The sequence below is a fragment of the Roseibium sp. genome (assembly GCF_965233565.1).
GTDB lineage: Bacteria > Pseudomonadota > Alphaproteobacteria > Rhizobiales > Stappiaceae > Roseibium.
Window position 1 is genome coordinate 387,173 of the sequence record NZ_OZ247494.1, and the last position, 17,183, is coordinate 404,355.

Annotated in this window: 13 protein-coding genes; 10 read left to right on the forward strand and 3 right to left on the reverse strand. The window is 59.5% G+C overall.

The window, feature by feature from the left end:
• Window positions 1-166: 166 nt before the first annotated feature.
• Window positions 167-685: a DUF2478 domain-containing protein gene (locus tag ACO6TG_RS01740; RefSeq protein ID WP_422376594.1), complete on the forward strand. Its 519-nt coding sequence runs from the start codon at window positions 167-169 to the stop codon at window positions 683-685.
• 83 nt (window positions 686-768) lie between these two features.
• Here ACO6TG_RS01740 and ACO6TG_RS01745 read toward each other — a convergent pair whose 3' ends face one another.
• Window positions 769-1,947, reverse strand: a complete 1,179-nt coding sequence (locus ACO6TG_RS01745; protein ID WP_422376595.1) for a pyridoxal phosphate-dependent aminotransferase — start codon at window positions 1,945-1,947, stop codon at window positions 769-771.
• 224 nt (window positions 1,948-2,171) lie between these two features.
• Here ACO6TG_RS01745 and ACO6TG_RS01750 point away from each other — a divergent pair, with 224 nt between their 5' ends.
• The 5 genes from ACO6TG_RS01750 to aat all read left to right on the forward strand — a co-directional run bounded on the left by ACO6TG_RS01750 (window position 2,172) and on the right by aat (window position 7,333).
• Window positions 2,172-3,599 (forward strand): M48 family metalloprotease, encoded by a 1,428-nt coding sequence (locus ACO6TG_RS01750; protein ID WP_422376596.1) that lies wholly within the window; start codon window positions 2,172-2,174, stop codon window positions 3,597-3,599.
• Window positions 3,600-3,662: 63 nt separating this feature from the next.
• Window positions 3,663-4,451, forward strand: coding sequence for a DsbA family protein (locus ACO6TG_RS01755; protein ID WP_422376597.1), 789 nt, complete (start codon window positions 3,663-3,665; stop codon window positions 4,449-4,451).
• A 310-nt stretch (window positions 4,452-4,761) separates the two neighbouring features.
• Window positions 4,762-5,238: an acetyl-CoA carboxylase biotin carboxyl carrier protein gene (accB, locus tag ACO6TG_RS01760; RefSeq protein WP_422378828.1), complete on the forward strand. Its 477-nt coding sequence runs from the start codon at window positions 4,762-4,764 to the stop codon at window positions 5,236-5,238.
• A 15-nt stretch (window positions 5,239-5,253) separates the two neighbouring features.
• Window positions 5,254-6,600 (forward strand): acetyl-CoA carboxylase biotin carboxylase subunit, encoded by a 1,347-nt coding sequence (gene accC, locus ACO6TG_RS01765; RefSeq protein WP_422376598.1) that lies wholly within the window; start codon window positions 5,254-5,256, stop codon window positions 6,598-6,600.
• 52 nt (window positions 6,601-6,652) lie between these two features.
• Window positions 6,653-7,333 (forward strand): leucyl/phenylalanyl-tRNA--protein transferase, encoded by a 681-nt coding sequence (aat, locus tag ACO6TG_RS01770; protein WP_422376599.1) that lies wholly within the window; start codon window positions 6,653-6,655, stop codon window positions 7,331-7,333.
• 356 nt (window positions 7,334-7,689) lie between these two features.
• Here aat and ACO6TG_RS01775 read toward each other — a convergent pair whose 3' ends face one another.
• Window positions 7,690-8,076: an NADH:ubiquinone oxidoreductase subunit NDUFA12 gene (locus ACO6TG_RS01775; RefSeq protein WP_094070978.1), complete on the reverse strand. Its 387-nt coding sequence runs from the start codon at window positions 8,074-8,076 to the stop codon at window positions 7,690-7,692.
• 227 nt (window positions 8,077-8,303) lie between these two features.
• On the reverse strand, window positions 8,304-9,014 hold the full coding sequence (locus ACO6TG_RS01780; protein WP_094074578.1) for a response regulator: 711 nt from the start codon (window positions 9,012-9,014) through the stop codon (window positions 8,304-8,306).
• A gap of 637 nt (window positions 9,015-9,651) precedes the next feature.
• On the opposite strand from ACO6TG_RS01780, the gene ACO6TG_RS01785 reads away from it, so the two are divergent.
• From ACO6TG_RS01785 to ACO6TG_RS01800, 4 genes are all read left to right on the forward strand, one after another.
• Window positions 9,652-13,335, forward strand: coding sequence for a vitamin B12-dependent ribonucleotide reductase (locus tag ACO6TG_RS01785; protein WP_422376600.1), 3,684 nt, complete (start codon window positions 9,652-9,654; stop codon window positions 13,333-13,335).
• A gap of 208 nt (window positions 13,336-13,543) precedes the next feature.
• Window positions 13,544-13,963, forward strand: a complete 420-nt coding sequence (locus ACO6TG_RS01790) for a cyclic nucleotide-binding/CBS domain-containing protein (protein WP_422376601.1) — start codon at window positions 13,544-13,546, stop codon at window positions 13,961-13,963.
• A 368-nt stretch (window positions 13,964-14,331) separates the two neighbouring features.
• The gene (locus ACO6TG_RS01795; protein ID WP_422376602.1) at window positions 14,332-15,765 is read left to right on the forward strand and encodes a glyceraldehyde-3-phosphate dehydrogenase; all 1,434 of its coding nucleotides are present in this window, start codon (window positions 14,332-14,334) and stop codon (window positions 15,763-15,765) included.
• 673 nt (window positions 15,766-16,438) lie between these two features.
• Complete coding sequence (locus ACO6TG_RS01800) at window positions 16,439-17,167, forward strand: HupE/UreJ family protein (protein ID WP_422376603.1); 729 nt, start codon at window positions 16,439-16,441, stop codon at window positions 17,165-17,167.
• The last annotated feature ends 16 nt before the right edge of the window (window positions 17,168-17,183 follow it).

Here is a 17,183-nt window from a genome sequence, read left to right on the forward strand (position 1 = left end):
GGATCGAAGCCTGATCACGGGTACAAACGAACACATAAACACGGTCCGGCGAGACTGTGCTGTGTGAAACTTTGCGAAATCGCAAGGCGGAAAGCGGATCGGAAGGCTCATATGGCCTTTGAATTCGGTAAACACGTCCGCCATGGACCAAGCTTAAGGTGTGAGAATGGATATCGCGTGCATTCCCCTGACTGGACAGGTCCCAACCGATCACCTTTTGAACAAGGTGGCAGACCGGTTGGCTGATGACGGATGCCGGTTGGTCGGTGCGTTACGGGTACCGGCTGCAGACACCGAGATGGGACATTGCGACAATACGCTGCGGCTTCTGCCGGATGGCATGTCAATCCGCATCAGCCAGGATCTAGGTGCCGGCTCGTCAGCCTGCCGGTTGGATGCCGGTGCCCTTGCCGAAGCAGCAGGCATCGCCGAGACCCGTCTCACAGAGCAAGGCGCAGATCTGGTCATGTTGAACAAGTTCGGCCTGAGCGAGGCGGAAGGACGCGGTTTCCGGGCGTTGATTGCAAAGGCAATTGAAAGCGGTGTGCCGGTCCTGATCGGTCTTTCCGATACGCATCGCGCAGCATTCGAGGACTTCACAGGAGCTCCCGCCAATCTCCTGCCGGCCGATCAAGAACAGGTTTTGTCTTGGTGCCGCGATGTTGCGGGGGCCGGCCATAGATGACGGCCGACAGAAAAACCTGCCCCTTATGAGGCAGGTTGTTGCGTCAAACTGTCGAAGAACTGCCGACCGGCCGGCCAAGCGGATTATCCGGTCTGATGAGATTCGAGAAACCCGGACAACCGGTCCAATGCGTCTTTCATGTCTTCATGAGCACCGGCAAAGGAAAAACGCAGGAAATCGTGACCGTGCACAGGGTCGAAATCGACACCGGGTGTTGCCGCCACACCGGCTTCCTGAAGCATCTTCGTGGCAAAGCCCAGGCTGTCATGGCTGAAACGGCTGATATCCGCATAGATGTAGAAGGCACCGTCAACGGGAAGCAGCCGGTCCAGACCGATCCGAGGCAAGCCGGCAACCAGCAGATCCCGGTTGGCCGCGTAGACGGCCTTCACCGCTTCAAGTTCCTGAACCGCGTCCAACGCAGCCGTCGCGGCGATCTGCGAAAGCTCCGGCGGTGAAATATAGAGGCTCTGGGCGATGCGCTCCGTCGGGCGGACAAGCTGTTCAGGCAGCACCATCCAGCCAATACGCCAACCGGTCATGCAGTAGTATTTGGAGAAACTGTTGATGACGATGACATTCCGGGACGTTTCCAGAGCGGTCTTCTGCCCGCTGGCATAGTCCAGTCCATGGTAGATCTCGTCGGAAATGAACCAGATCCCGGCATCTTCACAATAGCGGACCAGATCATCCAGTGCTTCAGGGGTCATCATGGTCCCGGTCGGATTGGCTGGACTGGCCACAAGAACGCCTTTGATCGGTCCATCCGTCTGTGCCTGATCGAGATGAGCCGGTGTCAGGCTCCACCTTGTCTCTTCTCCCACCTCGATCTCAACCGGCACCAGCCCCAGCGACTTCAGAATGTTCCGGTAGGCCGGATAACCGGGCGCTGTCAGGACCACGCGATCACCCGGGTCGAAAGCCGCCAGGAAAGCCAGGTTGAACCCGGCGGACGAACCTGTGGTCGCCATGATCCGCCCGGCGGGTACCTCAACACCGTAGGTCTTCAGGTAATGCGCCGACAGTGCCTGGCGCAGCGGAGCAATCCCGAGCGCTTCCGTATACCCGAGACGGCCATGCTCCAGCGCGCTGCGGGCCGCTTCCAGGGCAATACGTGGTGCCGGGGCAGACGGCTGGCCGACTTCCATATGTACGATCTTTCGCCCTTCGGCCTCCAGTCTGGCCGCTTCTGCGAGAACATCCATGGCGATGAAAGGAGCAACGTCGCTGCGGCGGGAGGGAAGGAAGGCGTTCTTTGTCATCGGGTCCTGGCGGCAAGGCTGAAACACAGCCTCCCCTATCGCGAATTTTCCCGGCAGATGCAACGCCGTTGCTGGCTGCGACGATGTGATGACCCTATTCTTACCGGTTTGTAATACGGCCTTTCTTGACCAGGAAGTCGGGTCTCCATACCTTCGCTCACAATGTGCGCTTGCATGAGCGTGGGTTGTGGCGCACGAAGAAGTCGGAATGGAGAATTGCAACAGTGCACAGTCTTGCATCTGGACCCCACCCGTCGAAACGGGTTTCCGCCCGGAACCTGTTCCGGAAAACGCTGGCCCTCACCTGTTCTATCGCCGTTGCCCTACCGCTCCTGATCACGCCGGCGCAAGCGCAGCGCGGCAGGATTTCCCTGGTCAGGGATGCCGAGACCGAAGCGCTTTTGCGCGACTATGCCAAGCCGATTTTCAAGGTCGCCGGGATCGCCCATTCCGAACCGCAGATCATTCTGGTGAACGACAAGAGCTTCAACGCCTTCGTGCCGGACAGCCGGCGCATGTTCATCAATATCGGTGTGCTGATGGAGGCAGAGGCCCCCGGTGAGGTCATCGGCGTCATTGCGCACGAAACAGGGCATATCGCCGGCCGCCATCTGGTGAGGTTGCGCTCCGCGGCTGCCAACGCACAGATCATGTCCGTGATCGGCATGATCCTTGGTGCCGGCGCGGCTGCGGCGGGCGCCGCCTCCGGATCCGGTCAGGCGGCATCAGGCGGTGGCGCAATCGCCCTCGGCGCAGGATCTGTCGGCCGGCGTTCGCTGTTGTCTTATCAGCGCGGTGAAGAGGCCGCGGCCGACCGGGCCGCCTTGAGGTATCTCAACGCAACCGGTCAAAGCGCGCGCGGCATGCTGAAAACCTTTCAGCGTATGTCGGAACAACAGATGTTTACCCGCCAATTCGTGGACCCATACGCGCAGAGCCACCCGATGGCCCAGGACCGTTACAACGGTCTCCTGCGCGAGGCTCAGAAATCGCCGCATTTCAACAAGGCTGAGGACTATGTCCTGCAATACCGGCACGAGCTCGTCCGAGCCAAGCTGTTTGCCTTTTCCAGCCATCCATCGGCAACACTTCGGGCCTACCCGCGCAAGGACAAGAGCCCGGCGGCACAATATGCCAGGGCGATCGCAGCCATGAAGAGCCGCGGAAAGGGAGCCGTCAAGGAGATCGATGCACTGATCCGGACCCAGCCCAACAATCCCTACTATTATGAACTCAAGGGGCAGGCTCTCCTGGAAGGCGGAGATCCGAAACGCGCGATCGCACCCTTCCGCAAAGCCTTGTCCATCAAACCCAACGAGCCGCAATTCATGGTCTGGCTCGGCTATGCCCTTGTGGGCTCCAACGACAATTCCAAACTTGCGGAAGCCGAGAGCATCCTGAAAAAGGCGATCCAGCGGGACGCCAATTCAGGTGTTGCCTACAGCCAGCTTGCGATTGCACATGGCCGGCAGGGTGAGCGCGCAGAAGCAGATTTGGCCACGGCAAAGGGCCTGATGGTGACCGGTGATTTCCAGGCGGCGAAGCGTTACGCCGCCCGTGCTCAAAAAAGTTTGAAGCGCGGATCGCCCGCATGGCTTCAAGCCGACGACATTGTCGCGTACAAACCACCTAACGTGCCGAATCGCCGATAAGATCTGTGACACACAGGGCGGCGTAGACAACGAACCTTAAGAACGCTGCTCGAGGAGCCCTTGATGACCCACTCCCTTCAATCGATCCGGTCAGTCTATCCACCGGTCCTGATGCGCGTCCTGTCGCTTTGTGCGCTGCTTCTTGCCCTGGTGGCCGTACCGGCTGCTGCCCAGGAACTGAAGCGCGAGGACATCGAGAAGATCGTCCGCGAATACATTCTGGAGAACCCCGACATCATCGCCGAAGCCCTGACGGAACTCGACCGCCGTGAGCGGGAGGCCGCAGAACTTGCGCGCGTCCAGGCGCTGACTGACAGTGCCGATGTCCTGTTCAACTCGACGCGCCAGGTTGTCCTTGGCAATCCCGAAGGCTCGGTCGCATTGGTCGAGTTCTTCGACTACAACTGCGGCTACTGCAAGCGTGCCTATGGTGACATGGTCAAGCTGATCGAGGAACATCCGGACCTGAAGGTGGTTCTGAAGGAATTTCCGGTGCTCGGCCAGGGGTCGGTGGAAGCAGCCCAGGTCGCCGTCGCGGTCAACTCTGTCGCGCCCGACAAATACGGCGACTTTCACGAAGCCCTGCTCTTGAGCCGCGGACAGGCGAACAACGCCAGCGCCCTAGCAGCAGCAAAAAGTGTCGGCATTGCCGAAGATGACCTACTGGCCGCGATGAAAACCGACGAGGCCGGTCAGACGATTGAAGAAGTCTATTCTCTGGCCAACCGTCTTGGTCTGACCGGTACCCCGTCCTATGTCGTCGGGGATGAGGTTGTCATGGGTGCTGTCGGCTACGAGCAGCTCAATGAGAAGATCAAATCGCTCAAGAATTGCGAGCAGACCACCTGCTGACGAGTCCTTTTGGGACCGAAGCCTGTTGGAAACCCCTGAAGCACGATGTCAATGAGAAATCGGGGGTTTTCCTTATACGTTTGAATCCCTATAAGAAGCTTGGCCCGTTGTCCTTTCGGAGACGGGCCAAAGACCTTTGTACGCCCTGAATCGGCGGAGCAAAGAGCGCGTTTGAGCCAAAAACGTCGAACGGTGTTGCTTCTGTGAAGGACCGGAGACGAATGGGACAGACCCCATGTTTTGATGGAGCGGTCATCCCGAAAACGGCCCGCCGCGCTTCTTGCGGACCGAGTATGAGAGCCAGAACATGATGCGTAATGATAACAAGAAATTTGACACGGCCCTGATCCGCGATCTCGCCGTCCTCCTGGATGAAACCAATCTCTCCGAGATCGAACTGGAACAGGGCGACACCCGCATCCGAGTCGCACGCCAGATGTCCATCAATGCGCCGGTGAGCGTTGCCGCCCCGGCTGCAGCACCCGTTGCCGCAGCCGCACCGGCGGCCGCTCCCGCAGCCCCACCGGCTGCCGCCGCTGAACCGGCCCAGTCCGGCACCACCGTGACCTCTCCGATGGTAGGCACCGCCTATCTGTCTCCGGAACCCGGTGCAGCCGCCTTCATTCAGGTTGGCGACAAGGTGTCCGAAGGTCAGACGATCCTGATCGTCGAAGCCATGAAAACCATGAACCACATCCCCTCCACCAAGGCCGGTACCGTCAAGCAGATCCTGGTCGACGACGCCCAGCCGGTGGAATTCGGCGAACCGCTCATCATCGTCGAATAAGGAGCCGCTCAGGCCATGTTCTCCAAGATCCTTATCGCCAACCGAGGCGAGATCGCCCTGCGCATCCTGCGTGCCTGCAAGGAGCTGGGCATTTCAACGGTCGCGGTGCATTCCACCGCCGATGCCGACGCCATGCATGTCCGCCTCGCCGATGAAAGCGTCTGTATTGGGCCGCCAGCGGCCCGCGACAGCTACCTGAACATCCCCCAGCTTCTGGCCGCCTGTGAAATCACCGGCGCCGATGCGGTCCATCCGGGTTACGGCTTCCTGTCGGAAAACGCCCGCTTTGCCGAGATCCTCGAAGCGCACAACATCGAGTTCATCGGCCCGACCGCAGAGCACATCCGGGTGATGGGCGACAAGATCCAGGCCAAGCAGACCGCCAAGGATCTCGGCATTCCCGTGGTTCCAGGTTCCGATGGTGAAGTCCGGGCAACGGACGACGCCCATGCGATCGCACGCGAGATCGGCTATCCGGTTCTGGTCAAGGCAGCTGCCGGCGGCGGTGGCCGCGGCATGAAGGTTGCCCAGACCGAGGCAGAGCTGGATACGGCATTGTCGACCGCCCGGTCCGAGGCGAAGGCCGCCTTCGGCGACGACGCGCTCTACATGGAAAAATATCTCGGCAAGCCGCGCCACATCGAGATCCAGGTGCTCGGCGATGGCAAGGGCAATGCCGTTCATCTGGGCGAGCGTGACTGCTCCCTGCAGCGCCGGCACCAGAAGGTTCTGGAAGAGGCTCCTTCTCCGAGCCTCAATGCCGAACAGCGTAACCAGATTGGCGAAATTGTCGCCAGCGCAATGCGCAAGCTGAAATATCGTGGCGTCGGCACCGTCGAGTTCCTCTATGAAAACGGCGAGTTCTACTTCATCGAGATGAACACCCGCCTGCAGGTGGAGCACCCGGTGACCGAAATGATCACCGGCATTGACCTCGTCAACGAACAGATCCGCATTGCCGCCGGTGGCGACCTGGACATGACCCAGGACGACATCCGGTTCGAAGGCCATGCCATCGAGTGCCGCATCAATGCCGAAGATCCGGTCAACTTCACGCCATCACCGGGCACGATCACCTATTACCACCCACCAGGTGGTCTGGGCGTGCGCGTCGACAGTGGTGTCTATCAGGGCTACAAGATCCCGCCCTATTACGACAGCCTGATCGGCAAACTGATCGTGCATGGCCGCAACCGTGTTGAGTGCATGATGCGCCTGCGCCGCTGCCTGGATGAATTTGTCGTTGACGAAATCAAGTCCACTATTCCGCTTTTTCGCGATTTGGTGGACAATCAGGACATCGCGAACGGTCAGTACGACATTCACTGGCTGGAAAAACATCTGGCTGCCAAGTCGAGCTGACCGCGAAAGGCCAAGGGGCATATGCCCCTTGCCGCCCGGACAGTGAGGCCGAATGGCAGGTTACAAAGACGACATCGTGATGGAAATCACGCCGCAGGTTCTGTTGAAAGCCTATGCCTGCGGCCTCTTCCCCATGGCCGAATCCGCTGACGATCCCGGTCTCTTCTGGCTGGAGCCGGAACGGCGCGGCCATCTCCCGCTGGACAGTTTTCATCTGCCGCGCCGCCTGCGCCGTACCATTCGCAGCGACGTCTTCGAGATCCGGGTCAGCACGGACTTCCAGGGCATCATCGACGGCTGCGCCGAACCCATGCCCGGGCGCCAGAAAACCTGGATCAATTCGGAAATCCGCCGGCTATACGGCGAACTCTTCGACATGGGCTATTGCCACACGATCGAAGCCTGGCAGGACAATGAACTGGTCGGCGGCCTCTACGGTGTCAGCCTGAACGGGGCTTTCTTCGGCGAAAGCATGTTCACATTCCGCACCGACGCGTCCAAGGTCTGCCTTGCGCATCTGGTGGCCCGTCTGATCGTCGGCGGTTATTCCCTGCTGGACACCCAGTTTGTCACAGATCACCTCAGCAAGTTTGGCGCCCTGGAAATTCCGCAAGCGGAATACAACACAAGGCTCGCCGAGGCCCTGAAACTGGAAACGGATTTCTACGCCCTGTCGCCGCACGCCTGCGGCCAGGAAGTGCTGGACGTTCTGGACAGCTGGAAATCGCGGTAAAGCCGGATCTCGTTCCCAATGCTGTCATCCCCGCGAAAGCGGGGACTCCGGATTATTAATACGTCGTCTCGGATGTACATCGTCTCCGCCCGGCTGCCCTGTGTCCCGGCTCGTCGCTGCGCGCCGTCCGGGATGACTACTGTGGGGGGCGTTTCAACGGACCGACCATAGATCCTACGTCATTGCAGGGCTTGACCCTGCAATCCATGCCGTGACCTCGCCAACCGCAAAGCCCGTCCAGCGTGGCGCCAGAACGGCATGGATCCCATGGTCAAGCCATGGGATGACGACAAAAAAGCGACAACAAAAAGCCCCGCGTTGGCGGGGCTCCGAAACCGTCTCTCTATTCAGAAACTTCAGCTTCCCGGCGTCCAGGCCTCGTAGTCGCCGGTGACCTCGGGGCGTTTTTCCGGGGTCAGGATCGAGCCGTGCGGACGGTAGGCATCCGGGGTGCCGGTCGGATTCACCTTGTGCGCCTGCTGCCAGTGCTTGGCATGATAGGTCTCTTCGGACGGCGGCGTGTCGACCCGGTGATGCATCCAGCCGTGCCAGCCCGGAGGAATGGAAGAGGCCTCAGCAAGGCCGTTATAGATGACCCAGCGCTTCTTGCCGCCGCGTTCCTTGTAGTACTTGTTGCCGAACTCGTCTTCCCCGACAAACTCCCCCTTCCGCCAGGTGAAGAAGCGGGTTCCCATGGTCTGGCCGTTCCACCAGGTGAAGAATTCGAGCAGCAGTGTTTTCATGGCCCGTTGCAGGTCCCTTGATTGAATTCACAACGCGCCGTTGCCGACTGAGCGTAACGGGCGAATTTCGGCGGACTATGGCGCCAACAGCCGCATCTGTCCAGACCGTCCTCCTTGAAATCTTAGGGAAACAGGCGCTCTGGCGTCTTTGCCGCAGCCGAGGGCAATCACGGGCGGCTCTGGGCAGACGTCGAGCCTTTCGCTCTTTCCTACCGAATGAAGAAACCTTAGTGAACGTTGTCGCCCTTCATGGGCGCGAAGGCAGCGTTGCGAATGTGCTTTGCCGCCGCGGACTGCCGGGGTTTCGGCTTTTCCTTTTTCACCTTGGCGAAAGGATCCCGCCGCACCGGCTCTTTCTTGTCGAAAGCCGCCTCGACAGCATCTTCGACTTCCGCACGTTTTTGCGTGGCGATTCGATGATGCAAGCGGGCTCCTGCGAGCGACTGCATCTTCTCCGCCTGCTCATCCATGGTCTTCTGGATGCCATAGATGTTGTAGAAGCCGGAATGCTCGAGGATCATCGGCCGGTCATCGTTCAGGAGCCAGCGCAGACGCTTGTAGAGTGTTGAAGGCGATACCGGTTTCACCAGCACATGGTGAGCCCCTGCCCTGAGCGCCTTGTCCACGAGGGGGCGCGTACCGTGTGCGGTAACAAACAGGATCGGAACGTAGCACAGTGGTTCCATGTGCCGGTGCCTTACCAGCCGCAGGAACTGATAGCCTGAAGTGGGCGCCATGCGCCAGTCGGTCAGAATCACGTTGGGCGGTTCGGCAAGGCTGGCTTCCAGAGCCTCGTCGACCGAATCAAAGACCCGCACCCTGGCAACCTTGAAACTCAGGAGAATCGACCTGAGAATCGTTTGCATCGGCTTGCTGTCCTCAACGACAACAGCGTCGATGTCTTCCATGGCCAGGCCAAATGCAGCGTGATGCTTCATGAAATGCGGACCCTTTCCCTCACTGATCCGCATAAAACCAGACCCGGCTTAAACCCGGTTGAAATCGGCTCGCGCCATTTTCTTCAAATTTTCATAAAATTCGATCTATCCTCGTCCACAGGCTTCGTTGCCGCGTGGGCGCGCACTCCTTCGCCGGGAAAGCAAGCGCTATTTTCCTTGCAGTTCAGCGGTCCCCACTCCACTCCCCATTATCCACACGGGCACACAAGATTTTGCGTTTGCCCACAATCTCGACACTAGTGGTTGTCACTCACGCCTTGACCTTAAGAATTCATTTACATTAGTTTCCTAATCATTGCGATGTGCGTAGTCGGGAGCCCAATCGGGCGCTCCGGTCATCCAAAACCACCAGTATCCGCGTACCGCTCCGGGCCTTTTGAACCAAAGCCGGGAGACGGGTTTTTGTGTGCCGATTTTCCGGCGCATATCGTGACAAACCTGTTGATGACCACTATATATAGTGGATCGCAACACAAGATACGCTACATACAGGCTCCGAAGCCTGTACCATGCAGGGCGACATCCGGTGACGAGGCAGGCGGCAACGCCACACCGGATGAGATGCGGATCAAGACCGGTTCGGGGGAACCGGCGGGGATTAAAGGGGACTTAGAGAATGCGGATCGAGCGGCGCTATACCAAGGAAGGTCAATCGCCTTACGCAAGCATTGAATTTCGGAACGCAACCAGTGAGATCCGCAATCCGGACGGCTCCATTGTGTTCCGCCTCGAGGACATTCAGGTCCCGGCCCAGTTTTCCCAGGTCGCTTCCGATATCCTGGCGCAGAAGTATTTCCGCAAGGCAGGCGTTCCTGCAAAGCTGAAGCCGGTGGAAGAAAACACCGTTCCGTCCTGGCTGTGGCGCCACGAAGCCGATGAAGCTGCCCTCGCCGACCTGCCGGAAGACGAACGCTACGGTTCTGAAATCGATGGCCGCCAGGTCTTTGACCGTCTCGCCGGCACCTGGACCTACTGGGGCTGGAAGGGCGGCTATTTCGACAAGGAATCCGACGCCCAGGCTTTCTACGACGAACTGCGTTACATGCTGGCGACCCAGAAGGTGGCGCCGAATTCCCCGCAATGGTTCAACACCGGCCTGCACTGGGCCTATGGCATCGACGGCCCCGGTCAGGGGCACTACTATGTCGATTTCCAGACCGGCAAGCTGACCAAGTCCAAGAGCTCCTACGAGCATCCGCAGCCGCATGCCTGCTTCATCCAGTCCGTCGGCGACGATCTGGTCAATGAAGGTGGCATCATGGACCTGTGGGTCCGCGAGGCGCGCCTCTTCAAATATGGCTCCGGCACCGGCTCCAACTTCTCCCATGTGCGGTCGGAAGGCGAAAAACTCTCCGGCGGCGGCAAGTCTTCCGGCCTGATGAGCTTCCTGAAGATTGGTGACCGGGCAGCGGGCGCGATCAAGTCCGGCGGCACCACCCGCCGCGCGGCCAAGATGGTCGTGGTGGATGTCGATCACCCGGATATCGAGGAATACATCAGCTGGAAGGTCAAGGAAGAGCAGAAGGTGGCGGCGCTCGTCACCGGTTCCAAGATCTGCCAGAAGCACCTCACCGCCATCATGCGTGCCTGCGTCAATTGCGAGGCAGACAACGGCGATTGCTTTGACCCGTCCAAGAACCCGGCCCTGAAGCGCGAAATCCGCGCGGCCAAGAAGATGATGGTGCCGGAAAACTATATCCAGCGCGTCATCCAGTTCGCCAGGCAGGGTTTCACCAAGGTCGAGTTCCCGACCTACAACACGGACTGGGATTCCGAGGCCTACCTGACGGTGGCCGGCCAGAACTCCAACAACTCCGTGCGCGTCACCGACGGCTTCCTGAACGCCGTTGTCGAAGACGGCGAATGGGACCTGACCGCCCGCAAGACCGGTGGTGTCCTGAAGACCGTCAAGGCCAAGGAACTGTGGGAACAGATCGGGTATGCCGCCTGGGCCTCCGCCGATCCGGGCCTGCAATATCACAGCACCATCAACGACTGGCACACGTGCCTCGCCGACGGCGAAATCCGCGCGTCCAACCCGTGCTCGGAATACATGTTCCTCGATGACACGGCCTGTAACCTGGCATCGCTGAACCTGATGCAGTTCCGCAACGAGGACCGCTCCTTCGCCATCGACAATTACGAACATGCCGTCCGCCTGTGGACCATCGTTCTGGAAATCTCGGTGCTGATGGCGCAGTTCCCGTCCAAGGAAATTGCAGAACTGTCCTACAAGTTCCGCACTCTTGGTCTCGGCTACGCCAATATCGGCGGCCTCCTGATGACCTCCGGCATTTCCTATGACAGCGACGAAGGCCGCGCGCTCTGCGGTGCACTGACCGCTGTCATGACCGGCGTTGCCTACGCCACCTCCGCCGAAATGGCCGGTGAACTCGGCTCTTTCCCGGGCTACAAGAAAAACGCCAAGCACATGCTGCGCGTCATGCGCAACCACCGCCGCGCCGCCCATGGCGAGACGGAGGGCTATGAGGGCCTCAACACCAACCCGGTGGCGCTCGACCACGCCTCCTGCCCGGATCCGATCATCGTGGAACGGGCGAAGAAGGCCTGGGACCGTGCCCTGGAGCTCGGTGAAAAGAACGGCTACCGCAACGCCCAGTCCACCGTGATCGCGCCGACAGGCACGATCGGTCTGGTGATGGACTGCGACACGACCGGCATCGAGCCGGACTTCGCCCTGGTGAAGTTCAAGAAGCTGGCCGGCGGCGGTTACTTCAAGATCATCAACCGCGCCGTTCCCGAAGCCCTGCGTGTGCTTGGCTATGCGGAAAGCGAGATCGGCGAGATCGAGGCTTATGCGGTCGGCCACGGCTCGATCGACCAGGCACCGGGCATCAACCCGTCTGCCCTGAAAGCCAAGGGCTTCACCGACGAGAGCCTTACCAAGCTCAAGGACGGCATGAAGTCGGCCTTCGACATCAAGTTCGTCTTCAATCGCTGGACCCTCGGCGACGAGCAGATGAAGGCACTTGGCGTCTCCGACGAACAGCTGGAAGACACGGAATTCGACCTCCTGACCTTCCTGGGCTATTCCAAGGCCGAGATCGAAGCCGCCAACACCCATGTCTGTGGTGCCATGACCCTGGAAGGCGCGCCCTTCCTGAAGGAAGAACACTACCCGGTCTTCGACTGCGCCAACCCGTGTGGCCGTATCGGCAAGCGCTTCCTTTCTGTGGAAAGCCACATCCGCATGATGGCCGCGGCCCAGCCGTTCATCTCCGGCGCGATCTCCAAGACGATCAACATGCCGAACGATGCGACCGTCGAGGACTGTAAGGAAGCCTACATGCTGTCCTGGAAGCTGGCGCTCAAGGCCAATGCGCTTTATCGCGACGGCTCCAAGCTCAGCCAGCCGCTCAACGCCCAGCTCTTGGCAGATGAGGACGAAGACGAGGATGATCTCGTCGAAGACATCGCCGCCAAGCCGCAGGCCGCCAAGGCCGAGGTTGTCGCCGAACGCATCGTCGAGCGCATTGTTGAACGTGTCGTTCGCGAACAGGAGAAACTTCCCGGTCGCCGCAAGGGTTACACCCAGAAGGCCAAGATCGGCGGTCACACCGTGTTCCTCAGAACAGGCGAATATGACGACGGCCGCCTCGGCGAGATCTTCCTGGACATGAACAAGGAAGGCTCCGCCCTGCGTGCCTTCATCAACAACTTCGCCATCTCCGTCTCGCTCGGCCTGCAATATGGCGTGCCGCTGGAGGAATATGTCGACGCCTTCACCTTCACCAAGTTCGAGCCGGCCGGCATGGTCCAGGGCAACGATGCGATCAAGAACGCGACGTCGATCCTCGACTATGTCTTCCGCGAGCTGGCGGTGTCCTATCTCGGCCGCCACGACCTTGCCCACGTACCGCCGGAAGCCTTCAACGGCCCGGTCGACGCCGGCGCGGTCAAGCACATGGAAAAGGGTGCCTCCGGCGGTGTCGTCTCGCATGGTCTCGTGCGCGGCCAGACCGAGCGCTTCCGTCTCGTCTCCGGCACCGAACCGGCGGGCGAAATCACCGAAGCGGTAACCATGGAACTGGCAGGATCGGTGTCGGCGCAGACATCCGCTGTCGCCACGGCTTTTGCCCGCGGCGGCGAAGCAGCCGCCGCGGCGGTCGAAGTCACCACGGCTCCGGCCCCCGCCAAGACAGCTGCCCAGCAGATCGCCCAGGCCCGCATGAAGGGTTATGAAGGCGAAAGCTGCGCGGAATGCGGCAACTTCACCATGGTCCGCAACGGCACCTGCCTGAAATGCGACACCTGCGGCTCCACGAGCGGCTGCAGCTAAGGCTTAGTCGGGAGTTCGCCAAGGCGGGTCCCCACCCGCCACAGCGCGGCTCCCGGCGCCCAGACATGAAGAAACCCGCCCATCGGAGACGATCAGGCGGGTTCTTTTTTGAGGCCCCACCGGTATGAGCCTACGCCCTTCTCCCAAGTTGAGGGAAGAAAATCAGAACCTTACACTTGGCCAGAACGGAATGCCTGGAGGGCGAAAAATGATCACCAAGTCAATCGGAGATATCCTGGCGGGACGTCGTCTGTTCAGCATTTCCAAGGACACCTCGATCCGCGAAGCCGCCCGTGTGATGTTGGAAAACGGTGTCGGTGCCGTGGCTGTGATCGATGAAGGCAGGCTTGCCGGGATCCTGACAGAGCGGGACATCGTGTTCCGAGGCGTCGCGAAGCACCTCTCGATGGATGACGGGACTGCCGGCGACATCATGACCCCGGACCCGCTGACCGTTGACAGCGCAGACGCGGTTTCAGACGCGCCGGCTGCCAAACTGGGCGACCGTTTCCGGCATTTGCCGGTGATCGAAAGTGACAAGGTCGTCGGCATCATCTCCTTCAGGGACATCCCGGCGGAATATGTCATGATGTTTGAACGGTTTCGCGAAATGTCGGCGGCGCACTAGACCCGGAATTCTGCCTCAGGACGTCAGCACGGTATCACCAGACAAAGACCAATATGCATCGGCCTCCGCAAGGTTGGCCGGCATCCAAGCTCTGCTACCGACGGCGATCCTGTCTGCAAGCTGCCCGGGACGGCCCTTAGTCTTACGATCAGCTCAAGTCTCCTTGCGTTGACACTCAGTCGTCGGCAAGGTTTCTGACAGGGCTTTTCACGCGCCTGAAATGCGGATCAAAACACTTCCAACAATTTCAATCGATTAGTCTTCAAACTGCTTATGGACATTGCGTTTGCACAGGAGCTAAAAGCCCTGCGCGGGCCCGAAAACCTGCCGATCGCTGCGCTGGAAAGACCATAAGGGAGTTGTTGAATATGGCGGCACTGGATAATCACTTCGAAAACTGGAAGGAACAGCAATCCGCCGCCGAGCAGATGATCCCGCTGGTCGGTCACCTTTACAGGGACTACGGTATCAACATCCGGATCTTTGGCCGGCGCCTGTTGAACAACTCCGCCATCGAGATCATCAAGGCCCACCGCTACGCCCTGCAGATCACCGGCCAGGAGCTGGACGTCTCCAAGAGCCTCGACATCGTCAAGGCGATGCTTCAGATGGATCTGGCCGCGTCCCGCGTGGATCTCGGCAAGCTGTGCCACCGCTACATGGAACAGGGCGGTGACGTGTCGAGCTTCCTGGAAGAGCAGCTGGCCAGCATCAACACCGGCAAGACCTCCATTCTGCAGGAACCGCAGGACGTCGTTCTCTACGGCTTCGGCCGCATCGGCCGTCTGCTCGCCCGCATGCTGATCGAACGTGTCGGTGCCGGCAACAAAATGCGCCTGCGCGCCATTGTCGTGCGTGGTGGCAAGGATGGCGACCTCAAGAAGCGCTCCAGCCTGCTGCGGCGGGATTCCGTCCACGGCGCGTTCAGAGGCTCAATCACGGTTGACGAAGAAAAGAACGCCATCATTGCCAACGGCAACTACATCCAGGTGATCTACGCCAACTCGCCCGCCGAGGTGGATTACACCCAATACGGCATCCAGAATGCGCTGGTGGTCGACAACACGGGCATCTGGCGCGATGAAGCCGGACTTGGCCAGCACCTGAAATGCCCGGGCGCATCGAAGGTCATCCTGACCGCGCCGGGCAAGGGCGACATCAAGAACGTCGTTTATGGCGTCAATCATGGTGACATCACCGAGAGTGACGACCTCCTGAGTGCGGCCTCCTGCACCACCAACGCCATCACGCCCGTCTTGAAGGTGATCAACGACGAGTTCGGGATCGAAAACGGTCATGTGGAAACCATCCACGCCTTCACCAATGACCAGAACCTGATCGACAACTACCACAAGGGTGATCGCCGGGGCCGGTCGGCACCGTTGAACATGGTGTTGACGAGCACGGGGGCTGCCAGTGCCGTTGCCAAATGCCTGCCGGAAATGAAGGGCAAACTGACCGGCAACGCCGTGCGGGTGCCGATCCCCAATGTCTCCATGGCGATCCTGAACCTGAACCTGAAGCGCGAAACGACCGCCGAGGAAATGAACGACTACCTGCGGGGTGTGTCCGTCCGGTCCCCGATGCAGGACCAGATCGACTACACGGCCTCGACCGAGCTGGTCTCCTCCGACCTGGTCGGTTCCACCCATGCCGGTGTAGTCGACAGCCAGGCCACGATCGTCGATGGCGACCGGCTGGTTCTCTACGTCTGGTATGACAACGAGGCGGGCTACAGCACCCAGGTGATCCGCCTGATGCAGGAAGTCGCCGGCATGAAGTATCCCTCCGTTCCGGAGTGATTTTGGATCTCGGGCCGGACACACTTCTATAAAATGTGCGGCCACGTGAAGCTGTCCATGCTTCCGGTGTTCCCCAATGCAAACCCGTCCACCGGTAACGGTTGGGCGGGTTTTCTTTTGCTGCCCCTTTTCTTTCTCAAAGGCCAAGGACAAACAGCTTGCCTCCCCTAGATGTTTGGCCATATTTCCCGGATACGAAAAAACTGGTGCATCGTTTCGATTCGCGCCCCACTGACCTAGACGAACTGGAAACCCATTGAGCCGAACGTGGTTCAAAAAACGGTTGTTTTCGCAAAGGCTGCTTGCAGCGCTCCTTTGCTGTTGCCTGTTCGTCTGGACAACAGTGCCGGCGGCTTCACACACTCCCAGGTTTCTGGATACCGTTCAGGATCATCTTCAGATGATCGAAGACCACGGCCATTCGCATGGTGTTGAAATCGATCTGCTTTGGGCAATGCACGGGCACCAACATGACCTTGCGGACCACGATCACAACGCCGCCGTTCTGGTGAAGCCCGGTCCAAAACCCCTTCCTGATTTCGACAGATCTACGTGGCGGGTTCCGGTTAACAACGCCTCCTCCATTATCGCCAACCCACCGGAACGACCTCCAAGGACATGACAGAAGCCCGTTTGGGCTAAAGCAAATCTGTCAATCACTTGGAAGGATCAAATGAAACCTTTGTTCTTCGACGGGCGCAGCCGGGCGTTTGGAGCCCTGACTGTCGTGGCGTCGCTATGCCTGCTCGCATTGTCCGGCGGGCTGCAATCTGCCCTGGCTCACAATGTCACAGCGGGCGATGCAGGATACATTCAGGAAATCTGGGGGGTGCACATCATCCCGTTCATGTATCTCGGAGCCAAACACATGGTGACCGGTTACGACCACATCCTGTTTTTGCTGGGCGTTGTGTTTTTCCTCTACCGGATGAAACACGTCGCCATCTATGTGAGCATCTTTGCTGTTGGCCATTCGGTCACCATGCTGGCGGGCGTCTATTTCGGATGGAACGTCAATCCCTACATCATCGATGCCCTGATCGGGTTGTCCGTGGTTTACAAGGCCCTCGACAATCTGGGCGCCTATCAGCGCTGGTTCGGTGTCCAGCCCGACACCAAGGCTGCAACGCTTATATTCGGCCTCATCCACGGCATCGGGCTGGCCACCAAGATCCAGGACTACGAGATCGCACGTGACGGTCTCATCCCCAATCTCCTCGCCTTCAACATCGGCGTTGAAATCGGTCAGCTGCTCGCTTTGGCAGTCATACTGATCGTCATGGGGTACTGGCGCAAAACTCACAGCTTCTGGAAACACGCCTACACCGCGAATGTGGTGATGATGTCGATGGGCTTTGTGCTCATGGGTTACCAAATCACCGGATACTTCGTAACAACCTGAATTTGAAAGACAATTA

Excerpts from the sequence above, each read along its gene's own strand:
- ACO6TG_RS01740 (WP_422376594.1), top strand. The coding sequence starts at position 167 with ATGGATATCGCGTGCATTCCCCTGACTGGACAGGTCCCAACCGATCAC.
- ACO6TG_RS01745 (WP_422376595.1), bottom strand. The coding sequence starts at position 1,947 with ATGACAAAGAACGCCTTCCTTCCCTCCCGCCGCAGCGACGTTGCTCCT.
- ACO6TG_RS01755 (WP_422376597.1), top strand. The coding sequence starts at position 3,663 with ATGACCCACTCCCTTCAATCGATCCGGTCAGTCTATCCACCGGTCCTG.
- accB (WP_422378828.1), top strand. The coding sequence starts at position 4,762 with ATGCGTAATGATAACAAGAAATTTGACACGGCCCTGATCCGCGATCTC.
- accC (WP_422376598.1), top strand. The coding sequence starts at position 5,254 with ATGTTCTCCAAGATCCTTATCGCCAACCGAGGCGAGATCGCCCTGCGC.
- aat (WP_422376599.1), top strand. The coding sequence starts at position 6,653 with ATGGCAGGTTACAAAGACGACATCGTGATGGAAATCACGCCGCAGGTT.
- ACO6TG_RS01775 (WP_094070978.1), bottom strand. The coding sequence starts at position 8,076 with ATGAAAACACTGCTGCTCGAATTCTTCACCTGGTGGAACGGCCAGACC.
- ACO6TG_RS01780 (WP_094074578.1), bottom strand. The coding sequence starts at position 9,014 with ATGAAGCATCACGCTGCATTTGGCCTGGCCATGGAAGACATCGACGCT.
- ACO6TG_RS01785 (WP_422376600.1), top strand. The coding sequence starts at position 9,652 with ATGCGGATCGAGCGGCGCTATACCAAGGAAGGTCAATCGCCTTACGCA.
- ACO6TG_RS01790 (WP_422376601.1), top strand. The coding sequence starts at position 13,544 with ATGATCACCAAGTCAATCGGAGATATCCTGGCGGGACGTCGTCTGTTC.
- ACO6TG_RS01795 (WP_422376602.1), top strand. The coding sequence starts at position 14,332 with ATGGCGGCACTGGATAATCACTTCGAAAACTGGAAGGAACAGCAATCC.
- ACO6TG_RS01800 (WP_422376603.1), top strand. The coding sequence starts at position 16,439 with ATGAAACCTTTGTTCTTCGACGGGCGCAGCCGGGCGTTTGGAGCCCTG.